Origin of the sequence: Streptococcus sp. 2022WUSS083 (genome assembly GCF_044427155.1) — a bacterium.
GTDB classification, from domain to species: Bacteria; Bacillota; Bacilli; order Lactobacillales; family Streptococcaceae; genus Streptococcus; species Streptococcus hashimotonensis.
In genome coordinates, this window is record NZ_JAOTGK010000003.1 from 208133 (window position 1) to 224101 (window position 15969).

The following is a 15969-nucleotide window of genomic DNA, read 5'->3' on the forward strand; positions in this document are numbered from 1 at the left end:
AAAAAATGCACTTACCAAGTAGGCCAAGCGCAAATTTTTATCATGTTGAAACTATCACCGACTCCTCAGAGATAGGGAAGATTCCGAGATTCGTAGAATGTGAATCTAGTTGGGACTGGAAAGCCCCCACATCTTAAATCGCTAAATCAAACTTCAGTTGCGGTTTAACTGGCTTCGACAGTCTGAGAATAGACTGTTGAAGGTTGGAAGTGAAACAGTTCGGGGAACTGTTTCAGCCCGAGCCTAAAAATAAAGAAGCGAGGTAAAAGAACGAAGTTCTTACTGCTAATCCAGTTAAATCGCCAAGTCAAACTTAAGTTGCGGTTTAACTGGATTGTAGTCCACCAACTCAAAATCTTCTGCCCGAATATCAAAGAAATTGGTACCGTCAGGAACATTTAAGACCAAACGTGGCTCAACTTCAGATGGTGTGCGACGGAGTAATTCTTCAGCTTGTTCAAACTGATTGTCATAGATGTGAAGATTGTTGATGAAATAGAAAAACTTCCCAACCTTCCAGCCAAAATGTTTAGCAATCATCATCTGAAGTGCTACATACTGCATAGCGTTTATATGATGGGCTACTAGCATATCATTTGACCGTTGAGTTAGAGTTGCATCCAGATAAATCTCCCCACCCACTCGTCGAACGTCAAACATAGTCTGAAAGGCACACGGTAAGAGACCTGCAGATTGGTCAAACGCTTCATAATCCCACAAAGAAATCACATTGCGGCGATTCCATGGATTTTCCTCCAATTGTTTGAGAATCTTGGAAATGATGTCATGTTTTTTCACAATAGCACCGTAACGTTCACCGATTGTGCCAGTTCCCTCAACTTCCCAATCATTCCAATACTGGACACCGTATTTTTCCTGTAAAACCGACAAATCATTGGTCTGGTCTTGGTAAATCCAGAGAATTTCCTTGATGGCCGACTTAATTGGAATAGGTCTAAGTGTTGTAATAGGAAACGCGCCCTTAGACAAATCATATTCAGCAAAGGCGCCTGTAACGTACTTGGAATTAGCTACATTTCCATCCTTGTAACGTGGACGAGCATTTTCTGAAAAAACGCCCTCTTCCATAATCTTACGAATGTTTTCTTTAAAAATAATATCTGCTTTAGTCATGAGTTTAGTATAGCATGTTCTGATAAAAAACTCCAGTTTGCACTGGAGTTCTCATTTATATAGCAAGGGGTAGAGGTTGAGCTGAAACAGACCAGAAAGGGCAGTTACTAGGCTGAACAATATAAAATACAAGGCAACCAAGAGAACACTTAACAATATCTGACGAACATTTTTAGTGTAAATAGCCGTTGGTAAACTAGCGAGACCGAAAAAGGGAATGATGAAAAATGTTAGTTTAAAATTCACATTTACAATATCAAACCATTGGCCTATTGGTAAAAATAGCATGACGATGAGAAAAATTTCGATACCATACAAAACTAGATTTAATCTTTTTAGTAAAGCCAGGTTCATAACTGCTCCTTCTAGGGGCCAAATATAAAGTAGCCAATACCGAATATCAGAGGAAATGAGATCATTAAGAAGATACTAATCAAACCAGTCCACAATTTTTTATAATAGATAGATAGTATAAGAATTAGAGTCCCCAGTAGAGGGAGAATCAACATGGTTGCTACGTTTCCCCAGCTAGACGGGAAAAACCAGTCACGAATCCAGTTATCAAGGAAAAAGGCAGATAACAAAATCAATAAACCAAGAATGGTCAGATAGTTGATTATTTTAGACATGTTTACCTGTTTCATAAGGTGACACTCCTTTCTCTTTACACTTTCATTGTACGCTTAAACACTACATTTTTCAATATATGTATATAAAGAAATTGTGACGGCGGATTTTAAAAAAGCAGAGGGAACTCTGCTTTTAACGATTATTTCAAGACGAGTGATGCTGCGCCCAATACACCTGCATCATTACCACGTGTTGCCAAGACAATTTGTGTACTTTCTTTAATTTGTGGGAAGCTGTTTTCCGCAAAGACCTTGCGAACACCGTCCAACAGGAACTCACCTGCAGCTGATACACCACCACCCAGAACGATGTAGGCTGGATTGAGGACTGCAGCAATGTTTGCACAAGCAACACCTAGGTATTCTGAGAAATGACGGTAGACAATCAAAGCCAAATCATCGCCTTCTTTTGCCAAATCAAAGACATCTTTAGCCGTTACATCTTGCCCATCATCAATCATTTGTTTCAGTTTTGCATCGCCTGCGTATTGGTCCGCATAACGACGGCTGAGGTTGACAATACCTGTTGCTGAAGCAACGGTTTCTAGACAACCTTTCTTACCACAGGTACAAGCAAACGGCTCATTAAAGTCAACTGTGATGTGACCCAATTCGCCACCAGCGCCTTTGACCCCACGAATCAAGTTTCCAGCAGCGATGACACCGCCACCGACACCTGTACCAAGCGTCATAAAGACAACGTTTGGATTGTTGTTTCCTGCACCAACCCATTGTTCACCAAGAGCCGCTACGTTTGCATCATTGTCAATAAAGAATGGTAAATCGAGCGCAGATTCAAACTGCTCTTTGACCAATTGCAAGGTCTTCCAGTTGAGGTTATAGGCTCCGATAACAGTGCCAGCTTCACTATCCACTACACCGGGTGAGCCCATACCAATTCCTAAGAAATCGTCCTTTGTCAAACCATGGGTTTCAAATCGCTGCTTGATACTGTCAATAATATCAGGAACAATATGACTTCCATCGTCTAATATATTTGTCTTGATAGACCATTTTTCTTGAATTTCTCCTTCAGTAGTCAAAATAGCCAATTTAACAGAAGTTCCCCCAAGGTCAATACCGATAATTTTTTTAGACATAATCATCACCTCAAATGTATTTTCTTTATTATAACACAATGCAAAGGTTTGCGTAAAGCCTTTTCAAAAATCTGTACGGATAAAAATAAATTGCTCTATCGAAAAAGATAGAGCAAAATCAAAAATTGAATATGTAAGATAAACCTTCCAATTGAAAAGAGCATAACTGTCGTAAAATTGCTACCTTCTTTTGTTCCATTATAGAGAAAAAGAGTAGAAATGAAGGTAAAGCCCATAGCAAAGCCCACCATTTGTACATCGTGATAGGCCTGACTGTAAAAATAGAGTGTAACGGCTAGCAAGAGCATGGATAAGACCGTCAAGATTAAGCGCAAAGCATTCATCTTTTTGGTCTTAAAATAGCTAAAAAGAGCGGCACTCAGGGTCACCAAAAGATAGATAACCATATAAGTCATGACAAGAACTTTCATCTAGCCCTCCAACTCGCTCAGATACTCATACCGCTCATATTTTTCCAAGAGCAGGTCGTTTTTCTCATCCAATTCCTTCTGCAAATCGGACAATTTTGTAAAATCACTGCCACAGGTCAGCATTTCCGCCTCGATTGCCGCAATCCGCTCCTCTAAGTCAGCAATATCCTCTTCGATGGTCGCCCATTCCTGCTTCTCAAAGTAGGACATCCGCTTCTTGTTCTCTTTGACCTTCTCGATTTTCTCCTTTGGTTTTTCCAAGGAAATGGCAGAGCTGGAAGCCAGAAAGGCCTTCTCATCCAGATAGTCTGTGTAGTTGCCAAAGAAGGTCTCTATACCGCTATCTTCGAAAGCCAAGATTTTATTGGCTACCTTGTCTAGGAAATAACGGTCGTGACTAACGGTAATGACTGGACCAGTAAAGCCCTGCAAGAAATGTTCCAAGACTGTCAGAGTCGCTATGTCCAAGTCGTTGGTCGGCTCATCTAGTAAGAGAACATTGGGGCGTTGCAAGAGAATCTTAAGCAAGTAAAGTCGCTTCTTCTCCCCACCAGACAACTTTTCAATCAGGGTACCATGGGTATTACGTGGGAAGAGGAATTGCTCCAAGAGTTCGGCAATAGAAACCATACCAGATGTCGTCTTAGCTTCTTCTGCCACTTCCTGCAAGAAATTGATGACCCGCTTGCTTTCATCCAGTCCCTTAATTGTTTGCGAGAAGTAGCCGATACGGATGGTTTCACCAATATCTACCTTACCGCTGTCTGCCTGCAAATCACCTGCGATTAGATTGAGCAGGGTAGATTTTCCTTTTCCATTATCACCAACAATACCGATGCGGTCCTTGTTTTGAATGAGCAGGTTAAAGTCTTTTAAAATGGGCTTATCAGGATAGGAAAAGCTGACATTTTCAAAGTTAATGACTTTTTTGCCGATACGAGAGGTTTCAAAATTGATTTCCAGTTCGCTATCGTCTATCTTGTTGGCTAAATCGCCTTTGAGGTCATGGAAACGATTGATACGAGCCTGCTGCTTGGTTGCACGAGCTTGAGGTTGTCTGCGCATCCAAGCCAGCTCTTGTTTGTAGAGCTGCTCTTTCTTATGGCGAAGGGCGGCATCTCGTTCGTCCTGTTCTGCCTTTAAGCGAACATAGTCCTGGTAATTTCCCTGATATTCAGTTAAGCTGGCGCGATCCAATTCAAAAATTCGTGTCGCCACATTGTCCAAGAAATAGCGGTCGTGGGTAATAAAGAGGACAGATTTCTTGGTATTTTTCAAGAAAGTCGTCAACCACTCGATGGTATCAATGTCCAGGTGGTTAGTCGGTTCATCTAGCAAGAGCAAGTCAGCATTGCCAAGGAGGACTTGGGCTAATTGCACTCGTCTACGTAGACCACCTGATAACTCAGCAACAGTTTTATTGAGGTCTGTTAGCCCGAGTTTCGACAAGACAGTCTTGACCTGACTTTCAATCTCCCAAGCATTGAGAGAATCCATCTCAGCCATCACCTTTTCTAGTCTTGCTTGACTGGCTTCATCGTAATGAGATAAGAGCAGCTCGTATTCACGAATCAGCTGGGTTTCACGTAGGTCAGATGAAAGAACCGTGTCTAAAACTGTCTTACTTTCATCAAAATCAGGTTCCTGGGTCAGATAGGCGATTTTATAGGCATTTTTTGTACGAAAAGGTGATACATCTCCGTCAAAACCGATACGACCTGACAGGACATCCAACAAAGTCGTCTTTCCTGTACCATTGACCCCAATAATCCCGATTCTGTCGCCTTGATGGATGATGAAAGACAGATCAGCAAAGACCGTTTTATCTCCGACAGATTTAGTCAGGTGTTCAACGATAAAATCACTCATTCTCTAAGATTCCTTTCACAAATGTCATAATCGCTTGCTCTTCGTTTTCCAGCTGTCCTTCCACAATCTGGAATTCCACCTCTTTGAGTAGTTCTCCCAATACTGGACCTGGTTTGAGGTCAAATGCCTTCATCAGATGTCCTCCATTGACAACAATTTCATGCTTGTCGTGGATAGTCAAGGCTTGGTCAATCTTATCGATTGCTGCAAAATCTGTAACAAAACCTTGTGCCTGACGAAGTTCCTCTACCAAGTATAAGAATTCTTTGCCATACTTGAAACAGATTTGTTTAGTGACAGGTCCTGCTTGGCGGAGCTGGTAAATCTCTGCCAACTTGACCACGCTGCGTTGGAAATCATTGCTGGTTTTCCATTTTTTCAGGAAGGACTTGATGTTATCAATACCTAGGCAGACAAAGAGCATGGCCCAAGCTTGTTCAGATGTCGAAAAGCGAAACTCTTCTGTCAGACTTGTTAGCATGGCCTCTAATTCATCACTTTTTCCAGCTAAATCAGGCAAGAAATTGTAAGCCTTGGAATCAATCATAGCGCGCAAGCCTTCTCGCCAAAAATCCGCCATCAAGAGTTTATCAAACTCGATAAAGCTACGTTCCACCGAGATTTTTTCCAAAAGCGGTGCGGTTTCAACCATAGCTGTGAAGGTAGTCGGCTCAATCTCAAAGTCCAAGGTCGCCGCAAAGCGAAATCCACGCATGATACGGAGGGCATCTTCGTTGAAACGCTCAGCCGGGATGCCTACAGCCCGTAGGGTGCGGTTTTCTAAGTCAGTCATCCCATCAAAGAGGTCAATAATCTGTGCTTCTTCATCCAGAGCAAAGGCATTGACTGTGAAGTCGCGACGTTTGAGATCCTCTTCTAAGGAACGCACAAAGGAAACCTGACTTGGACGACGGTAGTCTACATACTCTTCCTCTGTCCGAAAGGTGGTAATTTCATACTCCTTTTTCCCCTCTAATACTAGCACCGTACCGTGTTCAATTCCGACATCAATAGTCCGTGAAAAGATTTGTTTCGTTTCCTGAGGGTAGCTGGATGTCGCAATATCGACATCATGAATAGGCCTACCGAGAATGGCATCACGAACAGAACCGCCAACGAAATAAGCCTCGTAACCAGCTGCTTTAATTTTCTCTAAAATCGGCAAAGCCTCCTGAAACTCAGAAGGCAGATTGTTTAATTTCATAATAAGTGTTCCAAACCATAAACGAGTTGTGAGCGTTTGACTACCTCTTTAATACCGAGGTTGACACCGCCCATAAAGGAAATACGATCGTAAGAGTCATGACGAATGGTCAAGCCTTCGCCCTGTGCCCCAAAAATCACTTCCTGATGGGCAACAAGGCCTGGCAAGCGTACTGAGTGGATACGGAAGCCGTCAAATTCTGCACCGCGAGCGCCAGCAATCAGTTCTTCTTCATCCGCTGCACCTTGTGTCTGTGACTGACGGACTTGTGAAATGAGTTCGGCCGTTTTGACAGCCGTACCACTCGGTGCATCCTTCTTCTTATCGTGGTGTAATTCAATGATTTCAAGATTTGGGAAATACTTGGCTGCTTGTGCTGCAAACTGCATGAGCAAGATGGCGCCAATAGCAAAGTTAGGAGCAATCAAGCCACCCAAACCCTTCTCAGCAGACAAGGCAGTTAATTCTTCAATTTCTTCTGGAGTAAATCCAGTCGTTCCAACCACAGGTGCGAATCCATTTTCCAAGGCAAAGCGGGTGTTTTCATAGGCAAATTTTGGCGTTGTAAAATCCACCCAGACATCAGCTTCTAGGCTGGCAACTTCTTCTTTGGTCTTGAAAACAGGAACTCCGTCCACTTCTGTTTCTGTCGCAAATGGATCCACCAAGGCAGCCAGACTGAGTTCTGCATCACCTTTGACCATCTCAACAGCCGTTGAACCCATTTTTCCTTTAAATCCTGCGATAATTACCTTAATTGTCATGCAAACTCCTATTCAATAATGGGAGAAATACCAAAGGCTACAGCTCCTTCTCCCAAGTGCGTACCGATGACTGAACCAAATGACACGATTGGTAAATCGCTACCGACACCTGCTTCTTCCAACTGCTGTTTAAAGTTTTCAGCCTTCTGAGGTGCATTGGCGTGAATAATAGCAATCTGATATTGTCCTTCTTTGGTTTGTTCTTGGAGGATTTCCAAGAGTCGCTTAATGGCTTTCTTCTCAGTCCGAACTTTTTCATACACTTCAATCTTACCCTCACCTGTAAAATACAGAATCGGTTTGATGCTCAAAAGATTGCCAAGCAAGGCTGCACCATTGGACAAGCGACCACCTTTTACCAAATGATTGAGGTCATCAACCATAATAAAGGCAGTTGTTTTGCCAATCTCTTGGTCCAATTTCCCAGTAATCTCTTCAAAACTAAGTCCTGCATCAGCCCATTTAAGGACATTCTCCACCATCATGCCCAAAGGAGCCGATGTGATTTTGGTATCTGGAAAGGCAACGGTTAATCCTTCAAATTCATCAGCCAAATATTGAATATTTTGATAAAAACCTGAAATACCTGATGACAAGAATAAGCCAAGTGCGTGTGTATAACCTTTTTCTGTTAATTTAGCCAGAATTTCTTCTAGTTCCATCAAACTCGGTTGACTTGTTTTAGGTAATTCTTTCGATGAAGCCATTTTTTGATAAAACTCTTCAACCGTCAAATTTTGCCCTTCGATATAATTTTCCCCATCGATGCTGACTGGAATGCTTAGGACAAACAGGTCATCCCGCTCAATACTTTGAACATTCAAAACAGCCGATGAGTCAGTTATAACTGCTAATTTCATATTAAAACTCCAAATTCACTCCCGGTGCATCAAAGGCGATTTCAGTAACCTCATAAGTCATTCGTTTTAAAATGTCCAAAAGAGGCTCTACCAAAACACGTTTTTCTTCATCAGTAAATTCAGTTGGCTCTTCTACCAATCGATTTGGTAAGTGAACGGCCTGACTCATGGCACCTGAAATTACAAAATGATCTAGTACAATCATAAAGCGCAAAATGGTAATCATGGATGTTCGATTTTCCGCACGATTTTGCTCAATCAATTGAAAGTCAACTTTCAATTTTGTTTCCGGAATTCCGTTCTCTTTCTCCCACGCGTGATTGCGGGCATCAAAATGATACTGATTGACAAATTCTTTATCGCGAATGATTTCCATTTCAAGACTCCTCTAATAACAATAATACTCACATTATACCATAATCCTCGTGAAATAGCTAAAAAACCTTGCCAGAAGCAAGGTTTCAATCAAAATTATTTAGCTTTACGAAGTGCTCCGTAAAGGATACCTGATACAACCGCACCGATCAAAACATAGGCGATGTAAAGCAATGGATTAGATGTCAAAGCGATAACGAAGATACCACCGTGAGGAGCCATCAATTGAATGCCTGACAAACCAACCAAGGCACCTGCAAGGGCAGAACCAGCGATAAAGCTTGGGATTGCACGAGCTGGGTCAGCAGCACCAAACGGAATCGCACCTTCAGTGATGAATGAAAGACCCATAACGATGTTTGTCAAACCTGAGTTACGCTCTTCTTGTGTGAATTTGTCTTTGAAAAGAAGGGTTGCAACGAATACTGCCAACGGTGGAACCATACCACCTGCCATTACCGCTGCCATGGCAACAGAACCACCATCTGCAACAGTTGCTGCAAGTGTACCTGTACCGAAGACATAAGCTGCCTTGTTGACTGGACCACCCATATCGACTGCCATCATACCACCGAGGACAAGGCCGAGGAGAATAGCAGAGCTACCTTCAAGACCTGCAAGGAAGTTGTTCATACCTGTGTTGATAGCTGCCATTGGGATGTTAACGAAGAACATCAAGAAACCAGTGATTGCTGTTCCCAAAAGTGGCAAGAGCAAGATAGCATTCAAACCTTGAAGTGATTTTGGAAGGTTGCGCAAAGCGTTGCGAAGAACGAGCACTACACCACCAGCAAGGAAACCACCAACAAGGGCACCCAAGAAACCAGATGATACACCTGCAAGAGCAAGCGTTTCTTCACCACCAGCTGCGTAAGGAATTTTACCGAACGCAAGACCGCTACTAGCGATTGCACCAGCTACGAAACCTGCAACCAAACCTGGTTTTTCAGCAATTGAGTAAGCAATGTAACCTGCAAGAAGTGGCAACATGAAGCCAAAGGCTGCTCCACCTATCTTCATGAACATAGCTGCGATTTCATGGTATGAACCCAGACTACCAAGACTGTCTTGTGGCACACCTAGAGCTCCATCGAATAGGAAGGCAAGAGCAATCAAGATACCGCCACCGATAACGAATGGCAACATTTGAGAAACACCGCTCATCAAGTGTTTATAGAACGCTTTACCAAGACTGAGTTTTTCTGAAGATTCCACAGTAGCTACTCCTTCTGACGCTGTGTAGGCTGATGCTTTACCCTCCAAGATAAGGTTAATTAATTCTTCTGGTTGTTTGATTCCAGCTGCAACTGGACGAGATACCAATGGTTTACCATTGAAACGAGGCATATCGACAGCCTTATCTGCTGCGATGATAACACCTGCTGCATTCTTGATGTCTTCAGCAGTCAGTTTGTTTCCGACACCTGAAGCACCGTTGGTTTCTACCTTGATGTCAACCCCCATCTCAGCAGCTTGTTTCTTAAGTGCTTCTTCTGCCATGTAAGTGTGAGCAATACCTGTTGTACATGCTGTAACAGCAACGATAAATGGACGGTCACCACTTGGTGATGCAACCACTTCTTCAACTGCCTTATCTGCGGCTTCAGCGGTATCGAAGACTGCAATGACTTCTTCAGGATTTGTTGCCGCACGAAGTCTATCAGCAAAACCAGCTTTCATCAAGTATTTGGACAATTCAGCAAGGGCTGACAAGTGGGTATCGTTAGCACCTTCTGGAGCTGCAATCATGAAGAACAAGTCGGTTGGTTGACCATCAAGACTTGCGTAGTCAACGCCCTTGTTTGATTTTGCAAAGAGAACAGTCGCTTCTTTTACAGCAGCATTCTTAGCATGTGGCATTGCGATACCATCCCCAAGACCTGTTGTCGTTTGTGCTTCACGGTTCATGATACCTGTTTTGAATACCTCAAAATCCGTTACATAACCTTTATCAACCAAACTAGCAATCATTTCATCGATAACTGCTTCCTTGCTTGTCGCTTGCAAATCAAGCAACATGACATCTTTTCTCAAAACATCTTGAATTTTCATAGTGTTTCTACCTCAACTTTTTCATAAGTTTCCTTAATAAATTCGATACTTGCCAAATCGTCTGAAAAGGCTGTTGCCGTACCGCAAGCAACTCCCCATTTTAGGGCTTCGATTGGGTCTTGTGAGCGAACGTATTCGCCAGTAAATCCTGCCACCATGGAATCTCCAGCTCCGACAGAATTTTTCACTGTTCCCTTGATTGGTTTGGCAAAGTAAGTAGCTGCTGGAGTGACCAACAAAGCCCCATCCCCTGCCATGGAAATGATAACATTCTGAGCACCCATTTCTAAGATTTTCTTAGCGTAGGTCTCGATGTCTGCAATGCCATTCAATTCGACATTGAAGATTGCTTCAAGTTCATGGTTGTTTGGCTTGACCAAGAGTGGTTGGTGAGCTAATGAGTCCAGAAGTGTCTGACCTTCAAAGTCACAGACAACTTGCGCTCCTGCTTTTTTCGCCACAGGAATCAGTCTATTGTAGACTTCATTTCCAAGACTAGCAGGTGCTGAACCAGCAAAGACAACTGTGTCATCTTTAGTCAAGCCAGCCAAAACCATTTCTAATTCGGCCAACTGTGTATCTGTCACAATCGGACCCAAACCGTTGATTTCTGTTTCTTGGTCGGCCTTGATTTTCACGTTAATACGTGTATCTTGATCAACCTGAACAAAATCTGTATCAATTCCTTCGGCAATCAATCCATCTTTGATGAACTGACCTGTGAATCCCCCAAGGAAACCCGTTGCTGTATTCGGATAGCCCAAGCGCTTCAAAACACGGCTAACGTTGATTCCCTTACCGCCGGCATACTTATCGTCGCTCTCCATACGATTGACACTGCCTGTTTCAACTCTATCAAGTCGAACGATATAGTCAATCGCTGGATTGAGCGTAACTGTATAAATCATACCTCGATTACCCTCGTTTTCTCTTTTATGATGTCCAACAAACTACTTTCTGAAGATTGGCAGATAATGTTGGATTTTTCGATTGCCGCAACTTTAACAAAGGAGAATTGACCAATTTTAGAAGCATCTGCCAAAACATAGCTTTCTTTAGCATTGTCTATGATAGTACGTTTGATAGTCGCTTCTTCAATATCTGGCGTTGTAAAATAGTTTTTATCAATACCATTCATCCCCAGAAATGCCTTATCAAAATTGAGCTGTCGAATTTGTTCCAATGCTACTGCTCCAACGGAAGCATCTGTTGATTGCTTAACAAAACCACCTATAATGATTGTTTTTATCTTGCGTTCAACCAGCCTCACTGCGTGGTGAATAGAATTGGTAACGACTGTCAGATTTTCCTGCTGAAGATAATCAATCAGTACACCGGTTGTTGTACCTGCATCTAAAAAAATTACGTCTCCGTTAACAATTTGTCGAGCAGCTCTTTCCGCAATCTCTCGTTTTTCTTGAACGTTTTTGACAGATTTTTCTAGAATAGACTCTTCGAGTTGCAAATTCCCTGGCGCTTCAGCACCGCCGTGTACACGACGAAGCTTACCTTCGTTTTCCAACTCGTCCAAATCCCTACGTACAGTAGACTCAGATGTATCAAGAACTTCGATTAATTCCTCTAGCCGAACAAACTGTTGAGAGTGTATTCGCTCCAATATAATCTGTTTTCGTTCTGATTTGAGTATGTTCAACACCTCCTGCAATCGTTTACAAAAATCATTATACACGATTTTCTGCCATTGTCAATCATTTTCTATCATTTTCTTTCAAAAAAACAAAAAAACTAGCAGAAATCTACGCTTCCACTAGTTTCTCAATCATTTTTTTCATCATATCCATTTCTTCTGGACGACCAATAGATAGGCGAATATGCCCCTCTAATTTACCTGTTGGATAATATTTGAAATTCCAATCCTGTGCCAAGGCTTGCTGATAAAATTCTTCTGCCCATGGTGCTTTAAACGTTACAAAACTAGCCTGGCTAGGAAGAACTTGACAGTTATCTAACCCTTGCAAGAATAAAATCATTTCTTCTCGCAAATTCTGAATTACTCCCACTGTTTCTAAAACTTTGTCTGTATAGTTCAATGCAACGGCTGCCATTTTTGCAGTCAAGTTTGACAAGCTGAATGGGGGAATGACCTTGTCCAATTCATAAATTAACTCTTCGCTTCCTACCGCAAAGCCAACTCGTAAACCTGCAAGTCCAAAAGCCTTTGATAAGGTCCGTAAAACTAAAACATTGTCAAATTGTTGCAGACGACTGATGAAGCTTTCGACATTTGCAAATTCAATGTAAGCCTCATCTACAACGAGTAGCCCTTTAAAAGAAATAGCCAATTTCTCCAAATCTTCTAGCGAATAAGCTACTGAAGAAGGATTGTTAGGATTGGAAAGCATGATTATCTTTGCCTTCACCTCCTCCGCACGCGCCAACAATTTCTCTACCGGCAGGTCGAGTGTATCGTTTTTTGCTTCCAAATCAATGGCTTCAAAACGGCTACCATGCATGTGATTATAGGTTTCATACATGAAGAAGTCTGGATTGACAGTCAAAAAAGTATCATCCTTTTCCATAAAGGTGGAAATAATCATGTGAATAAGGTGATCAGAGCCCACACCTACTGTTACTTGTTTGGGATTCACTCCAAGATAGGTAGCATATTTCTCAATCAGTTCGGAGTAAGTGTTATCACCATAAAAACTTAATTGATTGACATCCAAATTTTCCAAAGTCTCTTGTGGTAAAAAGGACCAATCAATAATGCGATTTTCATTATTTCCCAAGTCAAACCTAGCCTTTTGTTTGATTTTATAAGGTTGGTAATGTTCAAATACCTTGCGTTTCATCATTTCTCCTTCTAGCAAGAAAAACACAGTCTAATCAACTGTGTCTTCTGCCTTGATTTTTTCAAAAATAGTTAACTCTTCAGCTGTAAAGTTGTAGTTTTCTAACAAGTCTGGACGACGTTGATAGGTTTTGCGTAGGCTCTCTTCCAAACGCCATTTACGAATATTTTCATGGTGACCGCTCATTAATACATCAGGAACTACCATCCCTCGATATTCGTAGGGACGAGTATACTGAGGATATTCCAGTAGACCAGAAGAAAAACTATCATCCGTATGGCTGACTTCTTTGCCAATGACCTCTGGAATTAAACGAACAGTAGCATCAATCATAGTCATGGCTGCTAATTCGCCCCCAGTCAGAACGTAATCACCGAGGGAGATTTCGTCTGTCACCAGGGTCTTAATCCGCTCATCATAACCTTCGTAATGTCCACAGATAAAAATCAACTGCTCTTCCTGTGCCAATTCTTCTGCATAGGCCTGATTAAAAGTTCTACCAGCAGGATCCAACAAGATAACACGGGGCTTGGTTTGTTCAATGCTATCCATGGTGTCAAAAATCGGTTGAGCTCGGAGTAACATGCCTTGTCCTCCACCATAGGGTTCATCGTCCACATGGCGAGCCTTTTCAGCTTTCTCACGGAAATTGTGGTAGTTGATTTCTAGCAAACCCTTGTCACGCGCCTTACCCACAATAGAGTGTTCTAGAGGTGCAAACATCTCAGGGAAGAGGGTCAAAATATCAATTCTCATCGTCTAGGCCCTCGAGCAATTCCACATCGACACGGTTATTTGGAATATCAATGTTCAAGACAACAGGTGGAATATATGGCAAGAGCAGGTCTTTCTTACCTTTTCGTTTCACCACCCAGACATCATTGGCACCTGGCTGCAAGATTTCCTTGATTTGTCCGATCAGAATATCATTCTCATAGACATCCAAGCCGATAATTTCATGGTAATAAAACTCACCATCTTCAAGGTCAGTCAAGTTTTCCTTGGCAATTTTCAAACTAAAGCCCTTGTACTTTTCAATATCGTTGATATGGTACATGCCCTTAAACTTGATAATATCAAAGTTCTTAGCCTTACGGTGACTAGCAATTTCCACTTCCATGACAAACTGATCCTTGTCATCAAAAAGTGCAAGCTTTGCCCCTTTTTTAAAACGTTCTTCTGCAAAATCGGTCACAGACAAAACACGCATTTCCCCTTGTAGGCCTTGCGTGTTAACAATCTTTCCTACGTTAAAATAATTCATAATTTCTCCATTTGATTTTCTATCCTTTTATTTTAACATGAGCAAGATATTTTCACAAGAGAGAAAAAGCCGGATGCCTCCGACTTTCATAGTTAATTTATTTCACGGATAAATGAGAATGAGCTATTTTGATCAAGCGCAAATTAAGAGCTATTCCGCAGACAAAAATCCCTGAAATAAGACCAATCCAATAGGCTTCTGGACCCATTTGGATAAATCTTTCAAGCAAGAATGCGACTGGGAAGGTCATGGACCAATAGGCAACCAAACCAAGTATAAATGGAACAGTCGTATCCTTGTAACCACGTAAAATCCCCTGAATAGGTGCTGTAAAGGCATCTGCTAACTGGAACATGAGGGCAAAGCTCAGGAAATGCGAGGTCAGACGGATAAATTCTGCGTCATTACCATAAAGGTAGGCAACTTTGGAGCGGAAAAAATATAGGAAAGTTAGCGTCAAACCTGCAAAACCAAGTGCAACCAAGCGTCCCAGACGGCTGTAGGCTTTCACATCCTGTGGTCGTTTAGCCCCTACTTCATAAGCAATGACAATAGCTAGGGCTGAAGAAACTGAGGCAGGAAAGGCATATAATAATGTCGCAAAGTTCATAGCTGACTGATGGGCTGCTATAATCTGTGCTGAAAATTTTGCCATGTAGAGCCCTACTACTGCAAAAATTGCTACTTCTGCAAAGACTTGTAAACCGATGGGAAGACCGATTTTCAAGCCTTCCTTCAATAAAGAAAGGTCAATCGGACTCCACTGCCAAATCTGATAAGATGCAATGGTCTTATTTTTGCACATGACAATGACGATTACTAGCAATATCGCCCAGTAAGCTAAAGCAGTACCCAATCCAGCTCCAGCTCCGCCTAGGGCCGGTAGGCCCATTTTCCCATAAATTAAGAGATAGTTAAAGAGGCTGTTAAATGGGACAAGGAGCAACATGAGGTACATGGATAGCTGAGTCAAACCGAGGGCGTCGAAAAAAGAGCGACAGACACTAAAGAGCAAGAGAGGCAGGATACCAATGGAAATAAAATAGAGGTACTGCCGACCAACTTGAAAAACAGATTCATCAAGTCCAAACTGAGCCAAGGCGGGAACAGCGATAAATAGGATCGAGCACAAGAGTAAAATGGTTAATCCAATGGCTAGATAGACAAACTGATGAAACTCCTCACGAATCTTATCTCTTTCACCTTTTCCTAAATATTGAGCGATGATTGGGACCAACGCAGATACAATCCCTGTAAGAAATGAAAAAAGCGGATTCCAAAGACTTGTTGCCATGGAAACACCTGCCAAATCCATGGTACTATACTGACCAGTCATCATGGTATCAATGAAGGAGGCTGAATAATTAGCAAATTGATAAATTAAAATAGGCAAAAATATTTTGATAAATAGCCAGAGCTTCTCTTTGTTATTTCTTGTTTGGTACATACTTATTCTCTTTCAATTTTATATAAA

At 42.0% G+C, this 15969-nt stretch carries 17 protein-coding genes; all 17 read right to left on the reverse strand.

The features are described 5' to 3' along the window. Positions 1–294: 294 nt before the first annotated feature. Positions 295–1134 carry a thymidylate synthase gene (locus ODU41_RS05025; protein ID WP_398578729.1) on the reverse strand — a complete coding sequence of 280 codons (840 nt, stop codon included), beginning with the start codon at positions 1132–1134 and terminating at the stop codon, positions 295–297. 51 nt (positions 1135–1185) lie between these two features. Further along, positions 1186–1488, reverse strand: coding sequence for a hypothetical protein (locus tag ODU41_RS05030; RefSeq protein WP_029752306.1), 303 nt, complete (start codon positions 1486–1488; stop codon positions 1186–1188). An 11-nt stretch (positions 1489–1499) separates the two neighbouring features. After that, a complete protein-coding gene (locus ODU41_RS05035) occupies positions 1500–1778 on the reverse strand; it encodes a hypothetical protein (protein WP_002934968.1) in 279 nt (92 codons plus the stop codon). A gap of 125 nt (positions 1779–1903) precedes the next feature. Then, positions 1904–2863: an ROK family glucokinase gene (locus ODU41_RS05040; RefSeq protein WP_398578730.1), complete on the reverse strand. Its 960-nt coding sequence runs from the start codon at positions 2861–2863 to the stop codon at positions 1904–1906. Positions 2864–2958: 95 nt separating this feature from the next. Continuing rightward, on the reverse strand, positions 2959–3294 hold the full coding sequence (locus ODU41_RS05045; protein WP_136581304.1) for a hypothetical protein: 336 nt from the start codon (positions 3292–3294) through the stop codon (positions 2959–2961). Further along, positions 3295–5163: an ABC-F family ATP-binding cassette domain-containing protein gene (locus ODU41_RS05050; protein WP_136581305.1), complete on the reverse strand. Its 1869-nt coding sequence runs from the start codon at positions 5161–5163 to the stop codon at positions 3295–3297. Then, entirely contained in the window at positions 5156–6367 is a 1212-nt protein-coding gene (locus ODU41_RS05055; RefSeq protein ID WP_044992883.1) for a CCA tRNA nucleotidyltransferase, read from the reverse strand. The genes ODU41_RS05050 and ODU41_RS05055 overlap by 8 nt, the downstream gene beginning before the upstream one ends. Then, positions 6364–7131 carry a 4-hydroxy-tetrahydrodipicolinate reductase gene (gene dapB / locus ODU41_RS05060; protein WP_015646867.1) on the reverse strand — a complete coding sequence of 256 codons (768 nt, stop codon included), beginning with the start codon at positions 7129–7131 and terminating at the stop codon, positions 6364–6366. The genes ODU41_RS05055 and dapB overlap by 4 nt, the downstream gene beginning before the upstream one ends. A gap of 8 nt (positions 7132–7139) precedes the next feature. After that, complete coding sequence (locus ODU41_RS05065; protein WP_014637961.1) at positions 7140–7991, reverse strand: DegV family protein; 852 nt, start codon at positions 7989–7991, stop codon at positions 7140–7142. A gap of 1 nt (position 7992) precedes the next feature. Further along, the gene (locus ODU41_RS05070; RefSeq protein WP_002934959.1) at positions 7993–8367 is read right to left on the reverse strand and encodes a DUF1149 family protein; all 375 of its coding nucleotides are present in this window, start codon (positions 8365–8367) and stop codon (positions 7993–7995) included. A 95-nt stretch (positions 8368–8462) separates the two neighbouring features. Further along, positions 8463–10418, reverse strand: coding sequence for a fructose-specific PTS transporter subunit EIIC (locus ODU41_RS05075; RefSeq protein ID WP_074391145.1), 1956 nt, complete (start codon positions 10416–10418; stop codon positions 8463–8465). Beyond that, entirely contained in the window at positions 10415–11326 is a 912-nt protein-coding gene (gene pfkB, locus ODU41_RS05080) for a 1-phosphofructokinase (protein WP_024401743.1), read from the reverse strand. Before pfkB ends, ODU41_RS05075 begins: the two co-directional genes overlap by 4 nt. Beyond that, complete coding sequence (locus tag ODU41_RS05085; protein ID WP_014637965.1) at positions 11323–12072, reverse strand: DeoR/GlpR family DNA-binding transcription regulator; 750 nt, start codon at positions 12070–12072, stop codon at positions 11323–11325. Before ODU41_RS05085 ends, pfkB begins: the two co-directional genes overlap by 4 nt. Positions 12073–12175: 103 nt before the next feature. Then, positions 12176–13231: a histidinol-phosphate transaminase gene (locus ODU41_RS05090; RefSeq protein ID WP_024416189.1), complete on the reverse strand. Its 1056-nt coding sequence runs from the start codon at positions 13229–13231 to the stop codon at positions 12176–12178. Between the two features lie 30 nt (positions 13232–13261). Then, positions 13262–13987 (reverse strand): tRNA (guanosine(37)-N1)-methyltransferase TrmD, encoded by a 726-nt coding sequence (gene trmD / locus ODU41_RS05095; RefSeq protein WP_024390342.1) that lies wholly within the window; start codon positions 13985–13987, stop codon positions 13262–13264. Further along, a complete protein-coding gene (gene rimM, locus ODU41_RS05100; protein ID WP_340417917.1) occupies positions 13977–14495 on the reverse strand; it encodes a ribosome maturation factor RimM in 519 nt (172 codons plus the stop codon). Before rimM ends, trmD begins: the two co-directional genes overlap by 11 nt. Before the next feature lie 97 nt (positions 14496–14592). After that, a complete protein-coding gene (locus tag ODU41_RS05105) occupies positions 14593–15942 on the reverse strand; it encodes an MATE family efflux transporter (RefSeq protein ID WP_340417918.1) in 1350 nt (449 codons plus the stop codon). Positions 15943–15969: the final 27 nt, after the last annotated feature.

What these genes read in the sequence shown, in the direction of transcription:
- ODU41_RS05025 (WP_398578729.1), bottom strand. Translation starts at nt 1,134, where the DNA reads ATGACTAAAGCAGATATTATTTTTAAAGAAAACATTCGTAAGATTATG.
- ODU41_RS05030 (WP_029752306.1), bottom strand. Translation starts at nt 1,488, where the DNA reads ATGAACCTGGCTTTACTAAAAAGATTAAATCTAGTTTTGTATGGTATC.
- pfkB (WP_024401743.1), bottom strand. Translation starts at nt 11,326, where the DNA reads ATGATTTATACAGTTACGCTCAATCCAGCGATTGACTATATCGTTCGA.
- rimM (WP_340417917.1), bottom strand. Translation starts at nt 14,495, where the DNA reads ATGAATTATTTTAACGTAGGAAAGATTGTTAACACGCAAGGCCTACAA.
- ODU41_RS05105 (WP_340417918.1), bottom strand. Translation starts at nt 15,942, where the DNA reads ATGTACCAAACAAGAAATAACAAAGAGAAGCTCTGGCTATTTATCAAA.
- ODU41_RS05070 (WP_002934959.1), bottom strand. Translation starts at nt 8,367, where the DNA reads ATGGAAATCATTCGCGATAAAGAATTTGTCAATCAGTATCATTTTGAT.
- ODU41_RS05035 (WP_002934968.1), bottom strand. Translation starts at nt 1,778, where the DNA reads ATGAAACAGGTAAACATGTCTAAAATAATCAACTATCTGACCATTCTT.
- ODU41_RS05065 (WP_014637961.1), bottom strand. Translation starts at nt 7,991, where the DNA reads ATGAAATTAGCAGTTATAACTGACTCATCGGCTGTTTTGAATGTTCAA.
- ODU41_RS05075 (WP_074391145.1), bottom strand. Translation starts at nt 10,418, where the DNA reads ATGAAAATTCAAGATGTTTTGAGAAAAGATGTCATGTTGCTTGATTTG.
- trmD (WP_024390342.1), bottom strand. Translation starts at nt 13,987, where the DNA reads ATGAGAATTGATATTTTGACCCTCTTCCCTGAGATGTTTGCACCTCTA.
- ODU41_RS05045 (WP_136581304.1), bottom strand. Translation starts at nt 3,294, where the DNA reads ATGAAAGTTCTTGTCATGACTTATATGGTTATCTATCTTTTGGTGACC.
- ODU41_RS05055 (WP_044992883.1), bottom strand. Translation starts at nt 6,367, where the DNA reads ATGAAATTAAACAATCTGCCTTCTGAGTTTCAGGAGGCTTTGCCGATT.
- dapB (WP_015646867.1), bottom strand. Translation starts at nt 7,131, where the DNA reads ATGACAATTAAGGTAATTATCGCAGGATTTAAAGGAAAAATGGGTTCA.
- ODU41_RS05050 (WP_136581305.1), bottom strand. Translation starts at nt 5,163, where the DNA reads ATGAGTGATTTTATCGTTGAACACCTGACTAAATCTGTCGGAGATAAA.
- ODU41_RS05090 (WP_024416189.1), bottom strand. Translation starts at nt 13,231, where the DNA reads ATGAAACGCAAGGTATTTGAACATTACCAACCTTATAAAATCAAACAA.
- ODU41_RS05040 (WP_398578730.1), bottom strand. Translation starts at nt 2,863, where the DNA reads ATGTCTAAAAAAATTATCGGTATTGACCTTGGGGGAACTTCTGTTAAA.